This is a genomic window from Pseudomonas sp. GD04019 (assembly GCF_029837695.1).
Classification (GTDB): Bacteria; Pseudomonadota; Gammaproteobacteria; order Pseudomonadales; family Pseudomonadaceae; genus Aquipseudomonas.
In genome coordinates, this window is sequence record NZ_JAOEEA010000013.1 from 111,913 (window position 1) to 134,055 (window position 22,143).

At 67.2% G+C, this 22,143-nt stretch carries 19 protein-coding genes, 1 other RNA gene and 3 riboswitches; of the genes, 4 read left to right on the plus strand and 16 right to left on the minus strand.

The window, feature by feature from the left end; genetic code table 11:
• Positions 1-43: 43 nt before the first annotated feature.
• The 4 genes from cobO to N7607_RS19585 form a co-directional block, all read right to left on the minus strand.
• On the minus strand, positions 44-655 hold the full coding sequence (cobO, locus tag N7607_RS19570) for a cob(I)yrinic acid a,c-diamide adenosyltransferase (RefSeq protein WP_279865078.1): 612 nt from the start codon (positions 653-655) through the stop codon (positions 44-46).
• Between the two features lie 130 nt (positions 656-785).
• A riboswitch (cobalamin riboswitch) is annotated at positions 786-1,003 on the minus strand.
• Between the two features lie 21 nt (positions 1,004-1,024).
• Complete coding sequence (locus N7607_RS19575; protein WP_279865076.1) at positions 1,025-2,587, minus strand: hybrid sensor histidine kinase/response regulator; 1,563 nt, start codon at positions 2,585-2,587, stop codon at positions 1,025-1,027.
• Between the two features lie 45 nt (positions 2,588-2,632).
• Positions 2,633-7,024 (minus strand): response regulator, encoded by a 4,392-nt coding sequence (locus tag N7607_RS19580; protein WP_279865074.1) that lies wholly within the window; start codon positions 7,022-7,024, stop codon positions 2,633-2,635.
• A 33-nt stretch (positions 7,025-7,057) separates the two neighbouring features.
• Positions 7,058-8,215, minus strand: a complete 1,158-nt coding sequence (locus N7607_RS19585) for a two-component system response regulator (protein ID WP_279865073.1) — start codon at positions 8,213-8,215, stop codon at positions 7,058-7,060.
• 165 nt (positions 8,216-8,380) lie between these two features.
• Between N7607_RS19585 and N7607_RS19590 the strand changes: the two genes are divergently transcribed.
• Positions 8,381-8,710 carry a four-helix bundle copper-binding protein gene (locus tag N7607_RS19590; protein WP_279865071.1) on the plus strand — a complete coding sequence of 110 codons (330 nt, stop codon included), beginning with the start codon at positions 8,381-8,383 and terminating at the stop codon, positions 8,708-8,710.
• A 7-nt stretch (positions 8,711-8,717) separates the two neighbouring features.
• Here N7607_RS19590 and N7607_RS19595 read toward each other — a convergent pair whose 3' ends face one another.
• From N7607_RS19595 to N7607_RS19625, 7 genes are all read right to left on the minus strand, one after another.
• Positions 8,718-9,038 carry a hypothetical protein gene (locus tag N7607_RS19595; RefSeq protein WP_279865069.1) on the minus strand — a complete coding sequence of 107 codons (321 nt, stop codon included), beginning with the start codon at positions 9,036-9,038 and terminating at the stop codon, positions 8,718-8,720.
• A gap of 21 nt (positions 9,039-9,059) precedes the next feature.
• Positions 9,060-9,722, minus strand: coding sequence for a class I SAM-dependent methyltransferase (locus N7607_RS19600; protein ID WP_279865067.1), 663 nt, complete (start codon positions 9,720-9,722; stop codon positions 9,060-9,062).
• Positions 9,719-10,234 (minus strand): C40 family peptidase, encoded by a 516-nt coding sequence (locus N7607_RS19605; protein ID WP_279865065.1) that lies wholly within the window; start codon positions 10,232-10,234, stop codon positions 9,719-9,721. The genes N7607_RS19600 and N7607_RS19605 overlap by 4 nt, the downstream gene beginning before the upstream one ends.
• An 89-nt stretch (positions 10,235-10,323) precedes the next feature.
• On the minus strand, positions 10,324-10,935 hold the full coding sequence (locus N7607_RS19610; protein ID WP_279865063.1) for an NlpC/P60 family protein: 612 nt from the start codon (positions 10,933-10,935) through the stop codon (positions 10,324-10,326).
• Positions 10,936-11,004: 69 nt separating this feature from the next.
• On the minus strand, positions 11,005-11,772 hold the full coding sequence (locus N7607_RS19615; protein WP_279865062.1) for an NAD-dependent deacylase: 768 nt from the start codon (positions 11,770-11,772) through the stop codon (positions 11,005-11,007).
• 14 nt (positions 11,773-11,786) lie between these two features.
• Positions 11,787-11,862: non-coding RNA, sX9 sRNA (locus N7607_RS19620), on the minus strand.
• Between the two features lie 51 nt (positions 11,863-11,913).
• The gene (locus N7607_RS19625) at positions 11,914-12,585 is read right to left on the minus strand and encodes a DNA-3-methyladenine glycosylase I (protein WP_279865061.1); all 672 of its coding nucleotides are present in this window, start codon (positions 12,583-12,585) and stop codon (positions 11,914-11,916) included.
• 68 nt (positions 12,586-12,653) lie between these two features.
• On the opposite strand from N7607_RS19625, the gene N7607_RS19630 reads away from it, so the two are divergent.
• A complete protein-coding gene (locus tag N7607_RS19630; protein ID WP_279865059.1) occupies positions 12,654-12,950 on the plus strand; it encodes a hypothetical protein in 297 nt (98 codons plus the stop codon).
• Here the strand turns inward: N7607_RS19630 and cobM are convergent.
• Genes cobM through N7607_RS19650 form a run of 4 tightly spaced genes read right to left on the minus strand, consistent with a single transcriptional unit; the run spans position 12,919 to position 15,010 of the window.
• Positions 12,919-13,686 carry a precorrin-4 C(11)-methyltransferase gene (gene cobM, locus N7607_RS19635; protein WP_279865057.1) on the minus strand — a complete coding sequence of 256 codons (768 nt, stop codon included), beginning with the start codon at positions 13,684-13,686 and terminating at the stop codon, positions 12,919-12,921. The two genes, N7607_RS19630 and cobM, sit on opposite strands and share 32 nt — an antisense overlap.
• Before the next feature lie 13 nt (positions 13,687-13,699).
• Positions 13,700-14,113 (minus strand): cobalamin biosynthesis protein, encoded by a 414-nt coding sequence (locus tag N7607_RS19640; RefSeq protein WP_279865056.1) that lies wholly within the window; start codon positions 14,111-14,113, stop codon positions 13,700-13,702.
• Complete coding sequence (locus N7607_RS19645; RefSeq protein ID WP_279865055.1) at positions 14,091-14,813, minus strand: CbtA family protein; 723 nt, start codon at positions 14,811-14,813, stop codon at positions 14,091-14,093. Before N7607_RS19645 ends, N7607_RS19640 begins: the two co-directional genes overlap by 23 nt.
• A gap of 11 nt (positions 14,814-14,824) precedes the next feature.
• Positions 14,825-15,010, minus strand: coding sequence for a CbtB-domain containing protein (locus N7607_RS19650; protein WP_279865054.1), 186 nt, complete (start codon positions 15,008-15,010; stop codon positions 14,825-14,827).
• 179 nt (positions 15,011-15,189) lie between these two features.
• Positions 15,190-15,411, minus strand: a riboswitch (cobalamin riboswitch).
• Between the two features lie 60 nt (positions 15,412-15,471).
• Positions 15,472-15,674: riboswitch (cobalamin riboswitch) on the plus strand.
• A gap of 94 nt (positions 15,675-15,768) precedes the next feature.
• Between N7607_RS19650 and cobW the strand changes: the two genes are divergently transcribed.
• Both cobW and cobN read left to right on the plus strand, forming a co-directional pair.
• Positions 15,769-16,818: a cobalamin biosynthesis protein CobW gene (gene cobW, locus N7607_RS19655; RefSeq protein ID WP_279865053.1), complete on the plus strand. Its 1,050-nt coding sequence runs from the start codon at positions 15,769-15,771 to the stop codon at positions 16,816-16,818.
• A 161-nt stretch (positions 16,819-16,979) separates the two neighbouring features.
• Positions 16,980-20,714 carry a cobaltochelatase subunit CobN gene (gene cobN / locus N7607_RS19660; RefSeq protein WP_279865052.1) on the plus strand — a complete coding sequence of 1,245 codons (3,735 nt, stop codon included), beginning with the start codon at positions 16,980-16,982 and terminating at the stop codon, positions 20,712-20,714.
• Between the two features lie 281 nt (positions 20,715-20,995).
• Here cobN and N7607_RS19665 read toward each other — a convergent pair whose 3' ends face one another.
• Positions 20,996-22,069 carry a 3-deoxy-7-phosphoheptulonate synthase gene (locus N7607_RS19665; RefSeq protein WP_279865051.1) on the minus strand — a complete coding sequence of 358 codons (1,074 nt, stop codon included), beginning with the start codon at positions 22,067-22,069 and terminating at the stop codon, positions 20,996-20,998.
• Between the last annotated feature and the right edge of the window lie 74 nt (positions 22,070-22,143).

Genomic DNA, 22,143 nt, shown 5'->3' on the forward strand with positions numbered 1-22,143 from the left:
CCCTCTCCCGCCTGCGGGAGAGGGCCGGGGAGAGGGTAAGCGCTCAAAACTCCACTCCCTTCTGGGCTTTCACTCCGGCCTTGAATGCATGCTTGACCAGGGTCATCTCGGTCACCGTATCCGCCGCCTCGATCATCCCCGGCTGCGCGCCGCGGCCGGTCACCACCACGTGCTGCAACAACGGCCGCGCCTCGATATCGGCGAGCACCTGGCCCAGTTGCAGGTAGCCGTGCTTCAACGCGATGTTCAGCTCGTCCAGCACCACCAGGCCGATGCTCTCGTCGGCCAGCAGCCGGCGTGCCACCTGCCATGCCTCGCCGGCCATGGCGATGTCGCGCTGGCGGTCCTGGGTCTCCCAGGTGAAGCCCTCGCCCATCACGAACCATTGCACCTCGTCTGGGAAGCGGCGGAAAAAAGCTTCTTCGCCGGTGCTGGCGGCGCCCTTGATGAACTGCACCACGCCCACCCGCATGCCGTGGCCCAGCGCGCGGGCGACCATGCCGAAGGCCGAGCTGCTCTTGCCCTTGCCGTTGCCGGAATGCACCAGCAGCAGGCCGTATTCGTCCTGGGCCTGGGCGATCTTCTCGTCGATCAGGGCTTTCTTGCGTTGCATGCGCGCCAGGTGACGGGCGTCGCGTTCGGCCGACTCGTTCATGTTCGGACTCCTCTTTGCCGGCGCCAGAGCGCCCTGCGCACCCGGCTGGCGGGTACACGAGCATAAACAAGGACAGAACGAGGAAAGGAGCGGCCAGGCCCGAGGGGCCGCAACCGCAGAGCCCGCCGCACTGCCGTGGATCGCGACAGGCCGGTCTCCGGGCTCGTGAGCCAGGCCTCGCGGCCTGCGGATCGCGCCTTCCCGTGCCGCGGCACAGTGGCGTCGAGCGACCCTTCTACTCACCTACCGTTGCGGGGGCAGCGCCGGAATCTTCATAACGAATGCACCGGCTTCCCTGTTTCACCCACGCACGCGTCGCGTCGGGGCACCTGAAGCAGGCGCGCAGGGTAGTTGCTGGGCCGGGGCACGTCAACGCGCCGGACTGGTCGCCCCCTGCTCCGCCACTGGCAGGCTCAGGCGCAGGCGCGTGAGATTGGCAGCATCGTCCACCTCCAGCTCCAGGCTGCCGCGCTGGGCCTCGGCCAATAGTCTCGCCGAATAGGTGCCGAGGCCGGTACCGCCGGGCTTGCCATGGCTTGCGTACTTCTCGAAGAAGCGTGCGCGAAACGCCGCTGGTACTGCAGGCTGGTTCTCCATGACCAGTACGACGCGGTCGGTACGTGCCAGCGTCAGGCGCACGCGGCCGTGATCCGGGGCCGCTTCGCAGGCGTTCTTCAGCAGGTTGTTCAGCAGTGAGAAGCACATCAGCTCCTCGCCGTTGGCCAGCAGCGGCGTCGACTCGCTGGCGTCCTCGGCCACCACCTCGATCGTCAGGCCCTTGGCCTGGTAAGTCAGCCGGGCCGACTCGCACAGGCGCCGCGTCATTTCCAGCAGGTTGAATGGCATCGGGCGCAGCACGAAGCGGCCGGTCTCGATCCGGTGCAGATCGGCGGCCAGGTCGATCATTCCCAGCAGGCTCCGACAATCGTTCTCCAGGCTGTGCAGCATGTGCAGCTGGCGCGGTAGGAGATTGCCACCCTCGAGCAGGCCGCGAGTCAGGCCAAGGATATTGCACAGCGGCGCCTTGAGGTCGTGGCGCGACATACTGCTGACCTCCTCGCGCAGGCGCTCCAGCTCCAGCATGTTGTCGTATTCCTGCTGCAAGGCATTGCGCTGCTCGACCAGGCGCAGCAGGTTGACTACCCGCAGGTGCAGCGACTTGGGGTCCACCGGCTTGCTGACGAAATCGACCGCCCCCAGCTCCAGTCCGCGCAACTGCGCCGCCGGGTCGTTCATGGCGGTGATGAAGATCAGCGGGATGCGGCTGGCAGTCGGGTGACTACGCAGGTGCTGAGCCAGTTCGAAGCCGTCCATGTTCGGCATCATCACGTCCAGCAACACCAGGTCCGGCGGTGCGTCCGAGGTGCAGATGGCCAGCGCGCCGCGTCCGTCGCGGGCAGCCAGCACCCGGTACTCGTCCTGGAACAGCCCGGCGATCAGCGCCAGGTTGTCCGGCACGTCGTCCACCACCAGCAGGGTCGGGCGGCGCTCGGCCACCGGCTCGGCCTCGCCTACCGGAGCTGCCTCAACCACCGGCCGCGGCACCCGCGGCCGCTGGCGCATGGCGCGCTCGAGGCGCTGTGACAGGTCGTTGGCGGTATAAGGCTTGATCAGGATGCTGCTCACCCCGGCGGCGATGGCCTCGGTGATCTGCGCGCGCGAGCTCTCGGCGGTGATCATGATGAACGGCAGCGCCGCCAACCTGGGGTCGCCGCGCACCTCGCGCAGCAGGCTGAGGCCATCCATCACCGGCATGTTCCAGTCGGAGAGGATCACGTCGACTTTGCGCGTTCTCAGCACAGCGAGTGCCTCTGCACCGTTGGCGGCGGTCAGGGTATGCCGGGCGCCCAGACGCTCAAGCTGGCTGCAGTTGACCTTGCGCATGGTGTCGGCGTCGTCGACGACGAGGAATACGGCTTCGGCGATGATCATGACGTCCACTCCGAGTGGAACAATGGAACGGCGCCGGCGGGCGCCTCAAGAGAATTGCCCCTGCAACAGTTCCAGGGCCCGGTCGAAATCGAACAGTTCGACCTGCTGCGCGACTTGCGCCAGGCGCTTGGCCAGGACCGGGTCGAGTGACAACCCGCGCAGCTGCTCGAGTACCCTCAGGGCGGCGGTATCGCTCTCGGCCAGCAGGTGCTTGAGCCGGGTCAGCTGCCGATCCAGCTCGGCATCGCTGCGCGGCGCAACGCCTGCCGTTCCCGCGCCGCCATCGCCCAGCCCAGCCAGCGCCGCCAGCGTCGGTGCCAGACAGCGCTGCACCTCCGCCGCCCGGTCCTGCAGCACCTCGGCTGTCTCGCCGGCCTGACAGGCCCGCTCCAGCTCGGCGGCGGCCTGCGCCACGCCCCTGGCGCCGATGTTGCCGGCGGTACCGCGCAGGCTGTGGGCCAGCCGTTCTGCGGCACGCGCATCGGGGTCGGCCAGCGCAGCCTGGAACTGCTCGGCGAAGCCGGCCTGGGCAGTGCGGAACTTGCCCAGCAGGCGCAGATAGAGATCGCGGCGCCCCATGCAGGTGGCCAGCCCGGCCGCCATGTCGATGCCCTCGATGCTGGCCGGCAAGCCGTCCCGTGAAGGCTCGGGGGACGGCGCCGCCACCTGCCGCGCGGACCGCGGCTTGATCCACTTGGCCAGGGTGATGAACATGCTCTCGACATTGAGCGGCTTGGGAATGTGGTCGTTCATGCCGCTGGCCAGGGCGCGCTCGCGGTCACCCTCCATGGCGTTGGCGGTCATGGCAATCACGGGCAGCGCAGCAAGATGCGCCTGCTCGCGAATCCTGCGGGTTGCCGTGTAGCCGTCCATCACCGGCATCTGGCAATCCATCAGCACGCCGTCGAAGTCGTTGTCGACGGCCAGGATGTCCAACGCCTCCTGGCCGTGCCAGGCCAGGCGCAACTGCACCCCGGCGCTCTCCAACAACTCGCGGGCCAACTCCTGATTCAGTTCATTGTCCTCCACCAGCAGCAACCGCGAGCCCTGCAGATTGGCCATGGTGCTGGCGTTTTGCCCGGAGCGTTCGGTGGCGCGGGTGTCGCTCTGCACGCCCTTGCCCAGCACCGCGCCGATGGCCTCGAGCAGGGTCGAGGAGGTCACCGGCTTGGTCAGCACCACCGGCAGCTGGATGCCCTTCCGCTCGGCCTCCTCGCGGGCCTCTTCACGACCGAAGGCGGTGACCATGATCACCGATGGCGTGTAGCGCAGATTGGCGGAGTGCATCCGACTCACCGTCTCCATGCCGTCCATGCCCGGCATGCGCCAGTCCATCAGCACCAGGTCGTACGGCAGCGTCCTTGCCTCGGCATCGGCCAGCAGGCGCAGGGCCATGCCTCCGCTTTCGGCGACATCCACCTCCAGGCCGAAGCCACGCGCCATACCCGAGAGGATCTCGCGGGCGCTGGCGTTGTCGTCCACCACCAGCACACGCATGCCCAGCAGTTCGTCGGCCTTGAACATGCGCCGCGGCTGGGCACCCTGCTGCACCCCCAGCTGCACCTGGAAGTGGAAGGTGGAGCCATGCCCCGGCTCGCTCTCCACCCAGATGCGCCCGTTCATCAACTCCACCAGCTTCTTCGAGATGGACAGGCCCAGCCCGGTGCCGCCGTATCTGCGGGTGGTCGAGCTGTCGGCCTGACTGAATGACTGGAACAGGCGCCCGCACTGCTCGGCCGTCATGCCGATGCCGGTGTCGCGCACCCAGAAGTGCAGCTCCACCTGCTCCAGGCTCGCAGCCACCGGCTCCACGCCCACCACGATCTCGCCGCGCTCGGTGAACTTGGCGGCGTTGTTGCCCAGGTTGATCAGCACCTGGCCCAGACGCAGCGGGTCGCCGACCAGTGCGGTCGGCAGGTCGGCCTGGATCTGGAACAACAACTCGAGGCCTTTGTCCTCGGCCTTGAGACCGATCATCCCGGCAAAGTTGTCGAGCACATCCTCCAGGCGGAAGGGGATCTGCTCGAGGCTCATGCGGCCGGCTTCGATCTTGGAGAAGTCGAGAATGTCATTGATGATTCCCAGCAGATTCTCCGCCGAGCGGTGCACTTTCTCGATGTAGTTGCGCTGCTTGTTGTCCAGTTCCGTACGCAGCGCCAAGTGGCTCATGCCGATGATGGCGTTCATCGGCGTGCGGATCTCGTGGCTCATGTTGGCGAGGAACTCGCTCTTGGCTCGGGTAGCCTCCTCGGCCAGCGCCCGTGCCTCGGTCAGCGCGCTGATGTCGATATTGATCCCCGTCGCGCGCAGCGGCGTGCCGTCAGCGGCCCGTGTGAAGCGGCTGAGCGACTTGAAGGTTCGCACCACCCCGTCGTTCTGCCGCACGATGCGGAAGTCGAGTTCGAGGCGATCGGCGCCGCTTTCGATCGCTTCGATGAATACGCCGCTGGCCCGCTCCACATCTTCCGGGTGCACCATCGCCGTCCAGTGTTCGAGGGTGCCGCCGAAGCCACCGGGCTGGAGCCCGAACATCTTCTCCAACTGCGGCGTCCAGTAGTTCTGGCCAGTGACCAGATCGACATCGAACAGACCGATGTCGCCAGCCTCCTGGGCCAGGTTCAGGCGTTCACTGGCCGTGCGCAGCTTGGTCTCCATCATCCGGCGCTCGCTGACATCGCGCACCGAAGCGCACACGCAGATGCCGCGCCCTGCCAGACTGGGCAGGTGGGACAGGCCGATCTCCACCGAGAACAGGCTGCCGTCCTTGCGCACGCCGCGCAGGTCATCCAGGTTGGCCCCCATCTGCCGGGTGGTGCCGGTAGCGATGAAACCGTTGCGCAAGCCTGCATGGCGTTCGCGGGCGCCCTGAGGCACCAGGCGCTCGACGCTTTCGCCGATCAGCTCGCCGTGCTCATAGCCGAACAGGATATCCAATTGGGGGTTGGTCATCAGGATGCGACCGTCGGCGCCCAGCACCAGCATGCCGTCCGGCGATGCCTCGATGATGCCGCGGTACCAGGCCTCGGTAGCGCGCAGAGCTGCCTGCTGCACCTCCAATTCCCGGGCCTGGTGCTCCAGCTGCTGGGCCTGGGCGCCCATCTCGTCGGCCTGACGCCGGGTCTCCTGCAGCAGCGCCTGGGCCGTCTCGCTGCGCTCCATGATGGCCATGGCGCCAGCCAGCCTGGGCAGCACCTCCTGCAGCAACAGCGCCTCGTTTTCCTCCAGAGGGCGAAACCCGGCCAGTTCCAGTACGCCGAGCAGGCGCTCGCCGCGCATCACCGGCTGCACCAGCAGATGGCTGACGGCAGCCTCGCCCAATTGGGAACGCACATGCCAGAAGGACGCGGGCAGGTGGTCCAGCTGACGCGGCTGGCGATCCAGTGCGCACTGGCCGAGCAGCCCCTCGCCAAGCTCGATCTCGGCGTGCGGCGGGTGCTCGCCATCCACCGCGTAGCTACCCACCAGCTGTAGACGGGGCGCCCCCTGGTAGAGCACGTACAACACCCCCTGGCACATGCCCAGTTGCGGCGCGATGCGAGCGAAAAAGGCTTGGGCGAGTTGCTGCGGTGTTTCCGCCTGTTGCAGGTCGCTCTGCAGCAGCGAGACATGTCCCTTGACCCAGCGCTGCCGTTCGAGCTGGCGCAGCTCGATCTGCAACTGGGCAATGGCGCGTGCCAGGTCGCCGGTCTCGTTGTGCAGATCGGTATGCGGGATGCTGCGGCCCAGCTGCCCGGCCGCCAGCTGGTCGACGGCATTGCGCACCCGCTCCAGCGGATTGCGGATCGACTGGCTGACCAGCCAGGCCAGCACCAGAGCCAGCGCCAGGCCGCCCAGCAACAAGGCGTAGGTGAGCAGGCTTTGCTGCCGGGCATAATCGGAGATGCGCGCAACCAAGTCGCGCAGTGCCGCCTGTTTGACCTGCGCTATCTCCTCGAGCAGGTCGTCGGCGCGGCGGTCGAGTCGCTGGAAGTCGTCGCTGTTGAGCAACAGCTGCGCCTGGCCCTGGCGCCCCTGCCCGGCGAGCTGCAGGGCCTCGTCTCCGGTCTGCTCCAGCCGCTCCAGGTGCAGTTCGAGCGTCGCCAGCTTGACCTGATTTTCGTTGCGCCAAAGAGTGCTCTTGGCCTGGGCCAGGGCCTCATGCAGGCGCTGCCGAGCGCTTTCCAGCTGTTGCAGGGCCTCCATGCGGACTTCCGCGTTGCTGGTGGTCACCGAGCGCTGCAACGCCTGGACGATGTGCGGCAACTGCACCCTCGCCTCGTGCAGGTGCAGGGCGCCCATCAGATCCTGATCGTAGAGATGCTGCAGATCGCCGGTCAGCCGGGCCTGGGTGCGCAAGCTCTGTATCCCCAGCGCAAGGGCCAGCGCCAGCAGCACGGCAAAACCCAGGATTAGCTTGTGCCGCAGCGCGAGACGTTCAAGCAATACCAGCGCTCTCATCCCAGACTCCTTCTGCGAGGTTTTGGCCGGTGCTCAGGGCTCCTGGGCGATCTGCTCCAGGGCGGCCAACTGCTTGGCCATTTCCTGGTCGCCGTCGGCAAAGCGCTCGGCGATTTCACGAAAGCGCTCGGCATTGGCCAGAAAGGCGTCGCAGATGTCCGGATCGAAATGCGAGCTGCGGCCCTCGCGGATGATGCCGACGGCCTGCTCGTGGGGCATGCCGGGTTTGTATACGCGACGGCTGATCAGCGCATCGTAGACGTCCGCCACCGCCATCAGGCGGGCACTGATGGGAATGTCGTCGGCGGCCAGGCCTTCAGGATAGCCGCTGCCATCCCACTTCTCCTGGTGGCTGTAGGCGATCTCCTTGGCTAGACGGAGAAAGTCGACATCCACGCCCAGTTGGTCCTCGGCATGCTGGATGGCATCGCGACCCAGCGTGGTGTGGGTCTTCATGATCTCGAACTCCTCGGGAGTGAACCGCCCGGGCTTAAGCAGGATGCGGTCGGGGATACCGATCTTGCCGATGTCGTGCAGCGGCGCGGACTTGTACAACAGCCTGATGGTGTCCTCATCGAGGAAGTGGCGGAAGCGCGGATGGTCACGCAACAGCTCGGCAAGCAACTTGACGTAGTTCTGCGTGCGACGGATGTGGTTGCCGGTCTCGTTGTCGCGCGTTTCGGCCAGCGAGGCCATGGCATGGATGGTGACGTCCTGGATGGCCATCACCTCGCGCGTGCGCCGCTGAACCTCCTGCTCGAGAAACTCGTTCTGGTCGCGCAGGAAATCTGCTGCCGCCTTGACCTTGAGCTGGGTCTCGACCCGCGCCAGGACGACCGGTGGGCTGATGGGCTTGGTGATGTAATCGGCAGCGCCCAGCGCCAGGCCGTGGATCTCATCCTCGGTGGCCGCCATGGCCGTGAGGAAGATGATCGGAATGTCACGGGTACGCGGCTCTTGCTTGAGGCGCTCGGCCACCTCATAGCCGGATACGCCCGGCATCATGATGTCCAGCAAGATCAGGTCGGGCAGCGAATTACCCTGGAGGATCTGTAGCGCCTTCTCGCCACTGTTGGCAGCTTTGACCCGATACCTGTCCTTCAGCAGGTCGGTCATCAGCATCAGGTTGTCGGGAGTATCGTCGACCACCAGCACGGTGGACGGTTGGTAAGCCTCTGCTGCCTTGCTCATCACGCGCTGCCCCTCGCCCTGGACAATGCAGGCCCGACCGTATCGATCGAGCCGAACTGCGGCAAGCTTAGTCCGGCCTCGCGCTGCGCGCCGCCCGGCAGATCGGTCGAACCCTCGACGGTACAGGGGCTCACAGCCAAGACAATCCGAGCAAAGGAGAATCCCATGGCCAAGCCAAACTACGCCTCCTGCATCCAGGCCTGCAGCGCCTGCGCCATCGCCTGCGAAACCTGTCTCGCCGCCTGTCTCAAGGAGCCAGACCTGCAGAACATGGCCATCTGCATCGCCTGCGATATCGACTGCGCCGACATCTGCCGCCTGGCCGAGCGCCTGATGGTGCGCGACAGCCCGCTGTGCGACGAATTCCTGCGGCTCTGCGCGGTAACCTGCCAGGCCTGCGCCGAGGAGTGCGGCAAACACCCGCACGACCATTGCCAGCAATGCGCCCAGGCCTGCCAGCGCTGCGTGGTGGAATGCGAGGTACTGGCCGCCTGACGTCGTTTCAGGGCCTGGGCGTGAATCCCGCCGGCTTGCTCGCCAGCCACTCGACGAAGGTGCGCAGGCGCTGGTCGCCAAGTAGCGCCGCGCGGCTGTTGTAGGTCAGCGCAAGCTCCTTCTCGCTGAACAGCTTGTGGATCTGGTTGTGGCAGGCGCGGCAGACCCACAAGGTCGCGGTGATGCGTTCGCTCTTGGCGAAGCGCTTCTGCACGTAAGGCTTGTCGTGCAGGGCCTTGGGGATCAGATGGTGGCGGGTCAGCGGCAGAGTGCGGGCGCAGAGCTCGCAGGCGTCAGGCTGTGGCGGCAGGCGGATGACTTCCGGCATGGCGTGCGGCAGCCGCGAGTCCTATCGCTTGCGGCAGAGCGTCAGGCCGTCGCCCAGCGGCAGCATGCTCAGATCGACGCGCGTATCACGGCGCAGGCCGCGGTTGAGCGCCTGTACCGCGCGGGTATCCGCGCTGTCCGGGTTCTGCTCCAGCACCCGGCCACTCCACAGGGTGTTGTCGAACAGGATCAGGCCACCCTTGCGCGCCAGCACCAGGGCGTGCTCCAGGTACACCGTGTAGTTGGCCTTGTCGGCGTCGATGAAGATCAGGTCGAAGCTCTCGCCGTGGCCGCCGCGCTCCAGCGCATTGAGGGTCTCCAGCGCCGGCGCCAGACGCAGGTCGATGCGTTCGCTCATCCCGGCCTCGTACCAGTAGCGCTCGGCAATGGCGTTGTACTCGCCGGGCAGGTCGCAGCAGATCAGCCGGCCGTCTTCGGGCATCGCCTGGGCCATGCACAGGGCGCTGTAGCCAGTGAAGGTACCAATCTCGAGAATCTTGCGCGCGCCGCACAGCTGCACCAGCAGGGCCATGAACTGGCCCTGTTCGGGGGCGATCTGCCAGCGCGCCATCGGCAGCAGCGCCGTCTCTTCGCGCAGGCGCTTGAGCAGCGGCGCCTCGCGCAGGGACACATCCAGCAGGTACTGGTAGAGGGCGTCGTCGAGATTGAGCGTGCGGTTGGTCATGGCTGGCGTGCCAGCTGGCCGGCGGCCAGGACCCGCTTGGCGCCGAGGTAGCTCTTCTGCCAGTAGGCCTGGGTCAGGTAGTCCAGGCGCACGGTGCCGCCGCTGGACGGCGCGTGCACGAAGCGCCCCTCGCCGACATAGATGCCGGCGTGGCTGACCTTGCCGCCGCCATTGGTGGCGAAGAACACCAGGTCGCCGCTCTGCAGGTCGCTGCGGCCGACATTGGGCACGCGCAGATTGACCATGTCGCGGGTCGAGCGCGGCAGCTGGATACCCGCGGCATTGCGGTAGACGTAGCCGATCAAGCCACTGCAGTCGAAGCCGCTCTCCGGCGTATTGCCGCCGTAGCGATAGGGCGTGCCTTCCAGGCCGATGGCGCTGATCACCACATCATCGGCATTGGCGCCGATGATGGGGAAGGGATTGTAGGGTTCTTGCGAGGGAGGGTTGCCGGCGCAGGCGGTGAGCAGCGCGGCGAGGGCTAGCAGGGAGAGGCGAGCCGTGAAATGCATGGGCGGTCGTCCTGGCCGGAATGCGCCCTACTCTGCCGGCTCGCCGGCACGGGCGCAAGGCCCGTGCACTGCTTGGGATCAGAGTTGAATCAACGATGCAGCGGCGAACGCTCGGCGGACGGCTGCTCCGGCGCCATGGCCAGCACGCGCTTGGCTTCCATGTAGCTGCGGCTCCAGTAGCTGTCGTCCAGGCTGTCCACCCGTACGCCGCCGCTGCGGCTGCTGCTGGAATGGATGAACTGGTCGTCGCCCAGGTAGATGCCGGCGTGGCTGACGCGGCCGCGCCCGCGGTTGTTGAAGAAGATCAGGTCGCCCGGCTCCAGTTCGCTGCGCGATACCAGCGGCGCGTCCAGGTTGATCAGCTCGCGGGTGGAGCGCGGCAGCTTCATGCCGGCCTCTTCCTTGAACAGGAAGCCGACGAAGCCGCTGCAGTCAAAACCGCTGGTCGCCGAGGTACCGCCCATGCGGTAACGGGTACCGACCAGGGACAGGCCATGGGCCAGGATATTGTCCGCCAGCGAAGGCAGTTCGTAGGGTTTGTCGTCCGTGAGATCCGCCATCTGCTCGTCGGTCATGTACTCGACGGGCTTTTGCGGTTGTTCAGCCAGATCCATCTGGGACTGCGGCGCCCGCTGGGTGGCGCAGGCCGCCAACAGGACAGAGAGTGCAATGGGCACGAGGGGTGCGAAGCGCTTTAGCATGGGCACGACCGTGTCAGTCTGGTTTTTATAAGGGGGCGACTATGCCCTCTGCGAACCTGATTTGCAAATTCAATGCCCCGGAATGTGACTCAGTAGTTCCGGCAAAACGTCTGACGCCCTCCCCGATAAACGGGCATCCACCCAGCGGCTGATATCGGTCTGCTGCGGATTGATTTCCACGGTGAAACCCCCATTCCTGCGGGCCTCAACCACCGGCTCGACTATGTAGGGGAAGCTCGCCGTAGTACCGACCGCGATAACCACTTCGAAGCCCTTATGCACCTGGTCATAAAGCCGACCAATGGCATCCTCCGGCAGCATTTCCTCGAACAGCACCACCGGCGGGCGCAGGATGCCCCCGCATTGGGCGCAACGTGGAGGCAGAGGCTTCTGCAGGTGCACGGCCAACTCGGGGTCTTCTGCGCCGCAGGACTGGCAGAACAGCGGCGCCAGTTCGCCGTGGATCTCGATCAGTCGCTCCGGCGGAGAGTCCGCCTGGCGGTGATAGCCGTCGATATTTTGCGTCAGCACCCAGCAACCCGCTTTGCGCCGCTGCAGCTCGGCGATGGCGGCATGCCCGGCATTGGGGCTGGCGTTCAGGCAGGCCTCACCGAGCTGAGCCAGGTATTTCCAGCACAGAGCCGGATCTCGCTGCAGCATCGGCCCGGATAATGCCGACTCGATCGGCAGGCCCTCGGCCGTCAGGCCGTTATACAGGCCGCCGAGCCCGCGGTAGGTGGGCAGCCCGGAGTCCGCCGAGAGGCCGGCACCGGTGATGATCAGGATGCGCTCGGCGTCCTGGATGGCCTGGGCGACGCGGATGATGTCCTGCTGCATGGCATTCCCCCTTCGGAGCACAAAGCGTAGCGAGCGGGTGTCAGCTCGGTGCGGCCGGAGCACAGGAACCGGAATGTACAGCTAGTACATGAGGATTCCGAGCACCGCCCACACCGAGATCACGCCCGCGCAGTAGCTTTGTCAGTGGTTGACCGTATGCGCCAGCATCACCGACAACTGACACAGCGGTCGGCCGCTCTGTTCGTGCCACTGGTTGAAGGCGGCCTGCACCAGGGCAAGGTCCTTCTGGCTGGTCGGCGCCTTGTTGATGATTTCCTGGGCCTTGAGCGCAGCGACCATGTCGTCGGTGGGGATGAAGGTGTCCTTGCCGACCATGCGCAGGAAGCGCGGCGCCGACAGGCCGCCAAGCTGGCTGCCGTGCTTGGCCAGGTATTTCCACAGGCCGACGATGTCGGTCACCGGCCAGTCGGCGATCAGCGCGCCGAAGCTGCCCTTGTCCTTCTGCACATCGAGAACGAACTGAGCGTTGCGCGGCACGCTCTTGAGCTTGCCCAGATGGCGGATCAGGCGCTCGTCCTGCATCAGCCGCTCCAGGTGCTCGGCGCCCATCAGCACCACCTTCTCCGGATCGAAGCCGAAGAACACCTGTTCGAAGGCCGGCCACTTGGCGTCCACCAGGCTGTGCTTGAGGCCGGCGCGGAACACCCGCAGGGCGATCAGCGACAGGTAGCGGTCGTCACTCAGCTTACGCAGCTCGGCGGCACTCTTCGGCTGCGGCAGCCTGGCCTCCAGCGCCGCGGCCGAGCCGAAGCGGTTGAGGCAGTATTCGTGCAGCCACTGATAGTCACGCATGAGAGTTCCTTGCCCGAAAGAGGCGCACAGGTTGCCCGCACCCTCAGCGGCACGCAATATTCGCCGCCATGAACGATCCCGTGGAAAGCTTCTTCGCCCAGTGCCAGGCCGTGCTCGCCGGCGATGCCGCCCTGCTCGCCCAGTTGCAGGCGGCTGGCTTCCATTGCCAGGCCGGCTACTGGGCCTTTCGCCTGCCGCAGCTGCAGCAGTGGTTGGCACCGCAACTAGACTACCCACGCTTTCGCCAGGCGCTCTACGCCAGCGAGCTGAACACGCGTCTGCAGGCCCTGGGCGGTGAGATCGCCATCGCCGACAACCAGGGCAACAGCGACCTCAGTCTGTACTGCCTGCGCCGTCGTTCCTGAACAGGTGGCAGGTGGCCTCGGCATACAGCGCCGACTCGCCGAAATCCGCCGGCTGAAGCACCTGACCGACCAGAATCAGCGCCGTGCGGCGAAAGCCCTTCGCGGCCACCTTGGCCTCGATATCCGCCAGGGTGCCCCGTACCCAATCCTGGTCGGGCCAACTGGCGCGATGCACCACGGCAATCGGGCAATCGGCGCCGTAATGCGGCAGCAACTCTTCGACAATGCGCGGCAGGTGCTGCACGCCGAGGTGAATGGCCATGGTCGCGCGGTGGCTGGCCAGGGCGCCCAGCTCCTCCCCCACCGGCATCGGCGAGTTATGGCCGTAGCGGGTGAGAATCACCGTCTGCGCCACCTCGGGCAGGGTCAGTTCGGCCTCCAGCAGCGCCGCGCAGGCCGCCGTGGCGGTGACGCCGGGGATAATCTCGAAGGGAATCTGCAGCGCGCGCAATTCACGAATCTGCTCGCCGATAGCGCCGTACAGCGACGGGTCGCCGGAATGCACGCGAGCCACGTCCTGGCCCCTGGCGTGGGCCTCGGCCAGCAGCGTGACGATCTGCGCCAGGTGCAGCTCGGCGGTATTCACCACCAACTCGGCGCTGTGGCCCTGCAGCACGGCCTCGGGCACCAGCGAGCCGGCGTAGAGAATCACCGGGCAGCTGCGGATCAGGCGCTGGCCCTTGACGGTGATCAGCTCGGGATCGCCGGGGCCGGCACCGATGAAATAGACGGTCATGGAAGGTTCCGATTCAGGCGCGGGCGATGGCCAGGGTAGCGGCCGCACTGCGCTGTTTACTATAGATCAGGCTGGCCGGCCGATCGCTCAGCTTGGCCGCGCCGGCCAAGGCACTGGCCTCGGCCACGCTGGCGGCGCCGGTCAGCTCTCGCACCCGCTCCGAGCCTTCACTGAGCTGCGGCTCGTAGAACGCCAGTTGCTCGGCCGAGTAGAAATCCAGCGGCAGGCCGAGGTCAGCGGCCAGCTGCAGCAGCCCCGCCTCATCGCGCTTGACTGCGCTGCTGGCCAGGCCATGCAGCGCAGTCAGCGGCAACGCGAGTTGCGCCAGGGTCTTTTCCAGCAGTTCGCGCAGTTCGGCCGCCGTGCATCCGCGACGGCAGCCGAGACCGGCGACTATCACCGGATCAGGAGTCCTGCTGTTCGCCACGGGCGAAAAACCAGGCGGCGGCCAGGCCCAGGGCGGACCAGAACACGGCGTTGGTCAGCAGTGAGGCGAGGATGAACTCACGCTCCAGGGCAGCGGGCGCCAGGCTCTCGTGCACTTCCGGGTGCGGCGCGCCGATCAGGTGCGGCACGGCCAGCAACACCAGACCGACGCCACGCAGTGCCCAGTTACGACCGAAGGCGATCAGGCCCAGGCCGGCGGCGGTGGCGACCGCGGTGCCGATCCACCAGTACTGGCGCAGCAGCAGGTCGGCGGCGGCGGTACCCGGCAGTTCCGGCGGCAGGCCGGCGGACGGCGCCAGGCTGAACACGGCGAAACCACCCAGGCCCCAGAGCAGGCCCTGCCAAGTCTGGTTCGGCGCACGCAGGGTAAATAGACCGGCCAGCATCAAAGCGAAGCCGACGGCCACCACCAGGTTGCTCAGGCCGGTGGACAGGGTGCGCTGCCAGCCATCTTCGGGAGCCCAGGCCTCGCCGTCGTGACTATGGCCGGCGGCCTCTTCATGTTCGTGCTCATGGGCGGCGACCGGCGCCTCATGGCTGTGTTCGGCCACCGGCTCGGCGGTCTCGAAGGTTTCCGCCTGCAGAATCAGCGGGGTGACCCACAGGCTCTGCAGCAGGGTCAGGACGATGGCGGCCAGCAGGCCGGCGAAGCCCGCGGTCTGGGCGATACGCTTGATCATGGCGGGCTGTCTCAGTGGCAGGGGAAGGCGGCGCTGTGGCGCGTATCGTGGGCGGCGTTATGCATCGCCTCGATGTGCGAGAAGCCGGCGAAGAAAATCAGCAGCGCGCCGAGCAGGCAGCTGCCGGCGGCAATGGCCAGGCGTTTGGACAGCGGGAGTGAAACAGCGGCGGAGGACGACAGCGTGCGGCTGGACATGATGAGCACCTTCCAGGGATTGGTATTCCGGCAGAAGGTCGCAGTGAGGTAATGGCCCGCCCAGGGCCATAAACCGGCATGCGCCCGCCCACCGCGGGTTGCCAACGAGCCCGTTCAACGTCTGCAGCGCACCGGCCCCGCCGGATAACGGCAGGCCCTGGCTCACCAGGCGTCCAATCGGGTTCAACGAAGATTCAGGCCGGTCTCCGGGCTTGCGACGCCTTTGCAGGAACCGGGTCGGCCTTCCCATGCACGAGGCACAGTGGCATTGAGGACCCGTCGATCGCTTACCGTTGCGGGGGCAGCGCCGGACTCGCCCACTCCACGCGGAGAAGGGCCCACCGGCTTCCCGTTTCACCTCGCGCACGGCGGCGAGAGGCACCTGAAACAGCTTTTCTAGAACATCACGAAGGCCGCTCCAGCGTCAACCGCGCGGTTGACCGCCTTGGGGGCACTGCGTAGCCTTGCAGCCTTTCCGAGGTTCTTCTTCGCCAGCCGAAGAAGCTAAGAGGGAACAGGGTCCATGCCCTGGCTGCCCCCGCAACTGTGAACGGACGAGATTCCCCGATAGACCACTGCCAACCGGCGGGAAGGTGGGGAATCGCAGCAGCAGCAATGCCGCACACCGTGAGCCAGGAGACCTGCCTCGCAAATGTTTCGACAACCGGGCGGGGTGATCCGGTGGTGTTCGGCCCTCGCTCGTCCGCGCGTGCCTCGCCCTGCCCGTCCGTCCATTTCACGACGCTTCCGGGGCTGCCATGCAATCGCTCGCCAAACTTCCCGTCACCATCGTCACCGGCTTTCTCGGTGCTGGTAAAACCACCCTGCTCCGCCACCTGCTGGCCAATGCCGGCGGCCGCCGCATTGCGGTGATCGTCAACGAATTCGGCGAGCTGGGCATCGACGGCGCCATTCTCAAGCAGTGCTCCATCGGCTGTACCGAGGAAGAAGCCAACGGTCGCATCTTCGAACTGGCCAACGGCTGCCTGTGTTGCACCGTGCAGGAAGAATTCTTCCCGGTGATGCGCGAGCTGGTGGCCCGCCGCGGCGAGCTGGACCACATCCTCATCGAAACCTCCGGCCTGGCCCTGCCCAAGCCACTGGTACAGGCCTTCAACTGGCCGGAAATCCGCACCGCTTGCACCGTGGATGCGGTGATCACCGTGGTCGACAGCCCAGCCGTAGCCGCCGGCACCTTCGCCGCCTTCCCCGACCAAGTGGACGCCCAGCGCAAGCAGGACCCGAACCTGGATCACGAATCGCCGCTGCACGAGCTGTTCGCCGACCAACTGGCCAGCGCCGACCTGGTGGTGCTGAACAAGACCGACCTGCTCGACGCCGCCGCCCTGGCCGCCGTACGCGCCGAGGTGGCCGAGGAGCTGCCGCCAGCGGTCAAGGTGATCGAGGCCCAGGGCGGCGACCTGCCGCTCGGCGTGCTGCTCGGCCTGAACTGCGAGACCGAACTGCATATCGACGCCCGTCGCACCCACCACGACGAGGAAGACGAGGATCACGACCACGACGAGTTCGACTCCTTCGACCTGGTCCTGCCGGAAGCCGAAGAGGCACGCCTGCTGGCCGCCCTGAAGGACGCCGTGGCCAAGCACGGCATCCTGCGCGTCAAAGGCTTCGCCGCCATCCCCGACAAGGCCATGCGCCTGTTGGTACAGGGCGTCGGCCAGCGCTTCGACCGCCACTTCGACCGTGCCTGGGGCGCAGACGAGGCACGGCAGACGCGCCTGGTGCTGATCGGCCAGAGCCTGGACCGCGCCGCCATCGAGGCGGAGCTGCGGGCGGCGCTGGCGTGATGAGAGCGAGCCGGCTGTGGCTCCCTCACCCCCGGCCCCTCTCCCGAGGGGAGAGGGGAGCAAAGCTACGCCCGACTGAAACCCTGGCGCCGCACCACCTCCCTCTCCCCCCGGGAGAGGGCTGGGGTGAGGGTCTCCCAGGCCACTCGGAACCCTGACCCATGCACCTGCTGCGCGCCCAGGCCGGCGTCACCCTGCCGGCCGACAGCATCGCCAACCTCGGCCAGACCCCGGCCGAGCTGGTGATCCTCTGCACCGGCGACTCGCATCTGTCGCTACTGGCCGAGGTAGCGCGCGAGCTGCCCGAGGATTTCCCCAGCCTGCGCCTGGCCAGCCCGGCGCAGCTGCCCAACCACGCCTCGGTGGATTTCTACGTCGAGCAGGTGCTGCGCCATGCCAAGGTCATCCTGATCTCGGTGCACGGCGGCGTCAGTTACTGGCGCTACGGCATCGAACGCCTGGTTGAGTTGGGCCGGCAAGGCGCCAGGATCATCCTGGTGCCCGGCGACGACAGCCCCGACCCCGAGCTGACCACGCTGAGCAATGTGCCGAGCGAGGACAGCCAGCGCCTGTGGCAGTACCTGCGCCAGGGCGGCGCGGACAACGCGCGGCATCTGCTGCACTGCGCCGCCAGTCGCTGGCTGGATCGCAATTATCCGTGGAGCGAGCCACGCGCCCTACCGCGTACGCTGATCCATCACCCACGCCACGGTGAGGCGACCCTCGACCATTGGCGCGTCGACTGGCAACCGGGCCAGCCGGTGGCGGCGCTGCTGTTCTACCGCGCCCAGGTCCAGGCCGGGAACACCGCCTTCGTCGACACCTTCTGCCAGCGCCTGCAGGCCCTAGGCCTCAACCCGCTGCCGATTGCCGTCGCCAGCCTCAAGGAAGCCGAGTGCCTGGCGCAGGTCGAGACCTGGCTGGGCGAGGCCGACGCGGCGGTGATCCTCAACACTACCGGCTTCGCCCAATCCAACCCGGAATCGCCACAGGAGCGGCCGTTCAGGCGTGACGTGCCGGTACTGCAGGCACTCTGCGCCCTCGATAGCGAAGAACAGTGGCAGGCCAGCGCCCAGGGCCTGGGCCCGCGCGACCTGGCCATGCATATCGCCCTGCCCGAGCTGGATGGCCGCCTGATCACGAGGCCGATCAGCTTCAAGAGCGTGGCCGCGCGCAGCGAACGCAGCCAGAGCGACGTGGTGCGCTATCGCCCGCACCTGCCGGGCATGGACTTCGTCGCCGAGTTGGCGCTGCGCTGGACCCGGCTGGCCGCCAAGGCCAACTGCGACAAGCGCATCGCCCTGATCCTGGCCAACTACCCGACCCGCGACGGCCGCATCGGCAATGGCGTCGGCCTGGATACCCCGGCCGCCGCGCTGAATATCCTGCGCGCCCTGCAGCAGCAGGGTTACCCGGTCGAAGGTCTGCCGAACGACGGCACCGCGCTGATCCACCAACTGCTCGGCGGCGTGACCAACGACCTCGATAACCTCGACGCCCGCCCCTGCGCCCAGAGCCTGGCGCTGGATCACTACCAGCGCTGGTTCGCCAGCCTGCCCGAGGCCAACCAACGCGCCGTGCTGGAACGCTGGGGCCCACCCGAACAGGACCCGATGTACCGCGCCGGCCGCCTGATGATCGCCGGCCTGCGCTTCGGCCTGACCTTCGTCGGCATCCAGCCGGCGCGCGGTTACCAAGTCGATGCTGCGGCGGTCTACCACGACCCGGACCTGGTGCCACCGCATGGCTACCTGGCCTTCTACTGCTGGCTGCGCACGGCCTTCGCCAGCGACGCGCTGATCCATGTGGGCAAGCACGGCAACCTGGAATGGCTGCCGGGCAAGAGCGTCGGCCTGTCCGAGGCCTGCTGGCCGAGCGCGATCCTCGGCCCGCTACCCAATCTCTACCCCTTTATCGTCAACGACCCCGGCGAAGGCACCCAGGCCAAGCGCCGCACCCAGGCGGTGATCCTCGACCACCTGATGCCGCCACTGACCCGCGCCGAGAGCTACGGCCCGCTGCGCGATCTGGAGCGCCTGGCCGACGAATACTACGAAGCCAGCCAGCTCGACCCGCGCCGCGCCCTGGAGCTGCGCAGCGAAATCCAGCGCAAGGTGCGCGAGGCCAGCCTCGACCGCGAGCTGGGCCTGCAGGTCAACGACGACCCGGGCAGCTGGCTGCCACAGCTGGACGCCTACCTGTGCGACCTCAAGGAGTCGCAGATCCGCGACGGCCTGCACTGCTTCGGCGAATCGCCCAGCGGGCGCCTGCGCCGCGACACCCTGCTGTCGCTGGTACGCATCCCCCGTGGAGACGGCCATGGCCAGCACGCCAGCCTGCTGCGCGCGTTGGCCCAGGACCTTGAGCTGGACTTCGACCCACTGGGCGGCGAGCCGGCCGAACCCTGGAGCGGCCCGCACCCGGATTGCCTGCAGGCGTTGAGCGATGAGCCCTGGCGCAGCCGTGGCGACACTCGCGAGCGCCTGGAGCTGCTGGCGTTGCAGCTGATCGAACAGCCCGAATCGCCTGCGCCAGGTCCGGCCAGCAATGCTGTTCTAAATGAGCTGCGCGGCCATATTGCCCCTCTGCTGGATAGTTGCGGCGATGCCGAAATGAACGGCCTGCTCGCCGCCCTGCAAGGCCGCTTCGTGCCGCCTGGCCCGAGCGGCGCGCCCAGCCGCGGGCGCCTGGACGTGCTGCCCACCGGGCGCAACTTCTATTCGGTGGACGTGCGCCACCTGCCCACCCCCACTGCCTGGCGCATCGGCGTGCAGAGCGCCGAACGCCTGCTCGAGCGCCATCTGCAGGACGAGGGCGAGCATCTGCAGCGCCTGGGCCTGTCGGTATGGGGCACGGCGACCATGCGCACCGGCGGCGACGACATCGCCCAGGCCCTGGCCCTGCTCGGCGTACGCCCGGTGTGGCAGCCCGGCAGCCAGCGGGTCGAACGCATCGAGGTGCTACCGCTGGAACAGCTCGGCCGCCCACGGGTGGACGTGACCCTGCGTGTCTCCGGCTTCTTCCGCGATGCCTTCGCCAACCTGATCCGCCTGTTCGATGCGGCCGTGCAGGCAGTGGCCGAGCTGGACGAGCCGGAACATATGAACCCGCTCTCGGCACGGGTGTGGCAGGAAACTTTGAGCCATCAGGACCAAGGCCTGGACCCGGTCGAGGCACGCCGCCAGGCCGGCTGGCGCATCTTCGGCGCCAAACCGGGTGCCTATGGCGCCGGCATCCAGAACGCGGTGGAAGAGCGCCTGTGGCAGACCCGTGCGGATCTTGCTGAGGTCTACCTGAACTGGGGCGGCTACGCCTACGGCCAGGGCGCCGAGGGCCTGCCAGCCCGCGCGCAGTTCGCCGAACGCCTGCAGCAGCTGCAGGCGGTGCTGCACAACCAGGACAACCGCGAGCACGACATTCTCGATTCCAACGACTACTACCAGTTCCAGGGCGGCATGCTGGCGGCGGTCGAGACCCTGCGCGGCGCCAAGGCCGCCAGCTACTTCGGCGACAGCAGCCAGCCGGACAACCCGCGCGTCCGGACGCTCAAGGAAGAGCTGAGCCGCGTGGTGCGCGCCCGCGCGGTGAATCCCAAGTGGATCGCCGGAATGAAACGCCACGGCTACAAGGGCGCCTTCGAACTGGCCGCCACGGTCGACTACCTGTTCGGCTTCGACGCCACCAGCGAGCTGGTCGACGACCACCAGTACGCCCTGCTGGCCGACGCCTACCTGCTGGATCGCGAGACCCGCGACTTTATCCAGCAGCACAACCCCGGCGCGTTGCAGGACATGCTCGAACGCCTGCTGGAGGCTCAGCAGCGCGGCCTCTGGCAACAGCCCGGCGAGTACCGGGCGCAGCTGGAAAATCTGCTGCTGGATGCGGAGGAATCATGAGCCGCTATTCCTGTAGCCCCTCTCCCCTCGGGAGAGGGGTTGGGGTGAGGGAGAACCGAGCCGCACGCAGCCTCCCTCACCCCCGCCCCCTCTCCCAGAGGGAGAGGGGTGTCGTCCCACCGAGCCAACGCGGGTTTCACCCCACCCGCTCGATCCTCATGTCGCATCGCCCCTTCTCATTTATGGGAGAAAGTCGCAGCCCCGTAGGGTGGATGGCGCTCTATCCATCCACCACAATACCGCCACGGTGGACGAGCAAAGCGTCGTCCACCCTACCAATTTCAGCGCCCTGCCCGCAGCCGCTCGGCCGCCTCACGCAGCATCGCCTCGGTGCCGCTCCAACCCAGGCAGCCGTCGGTGATCGACACGCCGTAGCGCAGCTCGGCGGAAAGCGCCTGGCAGCCGTCGAACAGATGGCTCTCGAGCATCACGCCGCGCAGGCTGGCGTCGCCGGCCAGGCGTTGGTCGAGCACGTCGCGCAGCACCGCCGGCTGGCGCAGCGGGTCCTTGCCGCTGTTGGCGTGACTGCAATCGACCATGATCCGTGCGGCAATGCCCTGCTTCTCCAGACTCGCCCGCGCCACAGCCACGCTGGCCGCATCATGGTTCGGCCCGCTGTGGCCACCGCGCAGCACCAGGTGGGTGTCCGGGTTGCCATCGGTCTCGACCAGCGCCGGGCGGCCCAGATCGTCCACGCCGAAGTGCCGATGCGGGTGCGCTGCCGAACGCATGGCGTCGCAGGCGATGGACAGGCTGCCATCGGTACCGTTCTTGAAACCCACCGGCACCTCCAGGCCGCTGACCAGCTCGCGGTGCACCTGCGACTCGCTGGTGCGCGCACCGATGGCGGCCCAGCCCAGCAGGTCGTCGAAGTAGCCGGCCACCAGCGGCTGCAGCAGCTCGGTGGCCACCGGCAGGCCGCGTTCGAGCATGGCCAACATCAGCCGGCGCGACAGTTCCAGGCCGCCGGCCATGTCACCGCTGCCGTCCAGCTGCGGGTCGTACACCAGGCCCTTCCAGCCGATAGTGGTGCGCGGCTTCTCGACATAGGCGCGCATCACCAGCAGCAGCTGGTCGCTCACCTCGGGGGCCAGGGCGGCCAGGCGGTCGGCGTATTCGAGGGCGGAAATCGGATCGTGCAGGGAACAGGGACCGACGACGACCAGCAGACGCGGGTCGGAGCCGTCGAGCACGGCGCGGATGGCCTCGCGCTTGGTCTGTACCTGGCAGGCAAGAGCGGTAGACAGTGGCATGCGCTGGCGCAGATCGGCGGGGCTCGGCAGCGGCGTTGCGCGGCGGCGAGTGGTGGATGGCGGCACGGCCGGTGCGCGCAGAGCGGTAACGGAAGCATTCATGGCGGTGGTCCTCGTCCGGCGTGGCCTCATGCCACGCGCGGCGCGCTATCTGGGTGTTCGACTGGATTCTCGGT

Coding starts and splice junctions, on each gene's coding strand:
- N7607_RS19605 (WP_279865065.1), bottom strand. CDS start 10,234: ATGCATTTCACGGCTCGCCTCTCCCTGCTAGCCCTCGCCGCGCTGCTC.
- N7607_RS19600 (WP_279865067.1), bottom strand. CDS start 9,722: ATGACCAACCGCACGCTCAATCTCGACGACGCCCTCTACCAGTACCTG.
- N7607_RS19595 (WP_279865069.1), bottom strand. CDS start 9,038: ATGCCGGAAGTCATCCGCCTGCCGCCACAGCCTGACGCCTGCGAGCTC.
- cobM (WP_279865057.1), bottom strand. CDS start 13,686: ATGACCGTCTATTTCATCGGTGCCGGCCCCGGCGATCCCGAGCTGATC.
- N7607_RS19590 (WP_279865071.1), top strand. CDS start 8,381: ATGGCCAAGCCAAACTACGCCTCCTGCATCCAGGCCTGCAGCGCCTGC.
- N7607_RS19650 (WP_279865054.1), bottom strand. CDS start 15,010: ATGTCCAGCCGCACGCTGTCGTCCTCCGCCGCTGTTTCACTCCCGCTG.
- N7607_RS19630 (WP_279865059.1), top strand. CDS start 12,654: ATGAACGATCCCGTGGAAAGCTTCTTCGCCCAGTGCCAGGCCGTGCTC.
- N7607_RS19625 (WP_279865061.1), bottom strand. CDS start 12,585: ATGCGTGACTATCAGTGGCTGCACGAATACTGCCTCAACCGCTTCGGC.
- N7607_RS19610 (WP_279865063.1), bottom strand. CDS start 10,935: ATGCTAAAGCGCTTCGCACCCCTCGTGCCCATTGCACTCTCTGTCCTG.
- cobW (WP_279865053.1), top strand. CDS start 15,769: ATGCAATCGCTCGCCAAACTTCCCGTCACCATCGTCACCGGCTTTCTC.
- N7607_RS19615 (WP_279865062.1), bottom strand. CDS start 11,772: ATGCAGCAGGACATCATCCGCGTCGCCCAGGCCATCCAGGACGCCGAG.
- cobN (WP_279865052.1), top strand. CDS start 16,980: ATGCACCTGCTGCGCGCCCAGGCCGGCGTCACCCTGCCGGCCGACAGC.
- N7607_RS19575 (WP_279865076.1), bottom strand. CDS start 2,587: ATGATCATCGCCGAAGCCGTATTCCTCGTCGTCGACGACGCCGACACC.
- N7607_RS19580 (WP_279865074.1), bottom strand. CDS start 7,024: ATGAGAGCGCTGGTATTGCTTGAACGTCTCGCGCTGCGGCACAAGCTA.
- N7607_RS19645 (WP_279865055.1), bottom strand. CDS start 14,813: ATGATCAAGCGTATCGCCCAGACCGCGGGCTTCGCCGGCCTGCTGGCC.
- N7607_RS19665 (WP_279865051.1), bottom strand. CDS start 22,069: ATGAATGCTTCCGTTACCGCTCTGCGCGCACCGGCCGTGCCGCCATCC.
- N7607_RS19585 (WP_279865073.1), bottom strand. CDS start 8,215: ATGAGCAAGGCAGCAGAGGCTTACCAACCGTCCACCGTGCTGGTGGTC.
- cobO (WP_279865078.1), bottom strand. CDS start 655: ATGAACGAGTCGGCCGAACGCGACGCCCGTCACCTGGCGCGCATGCAA.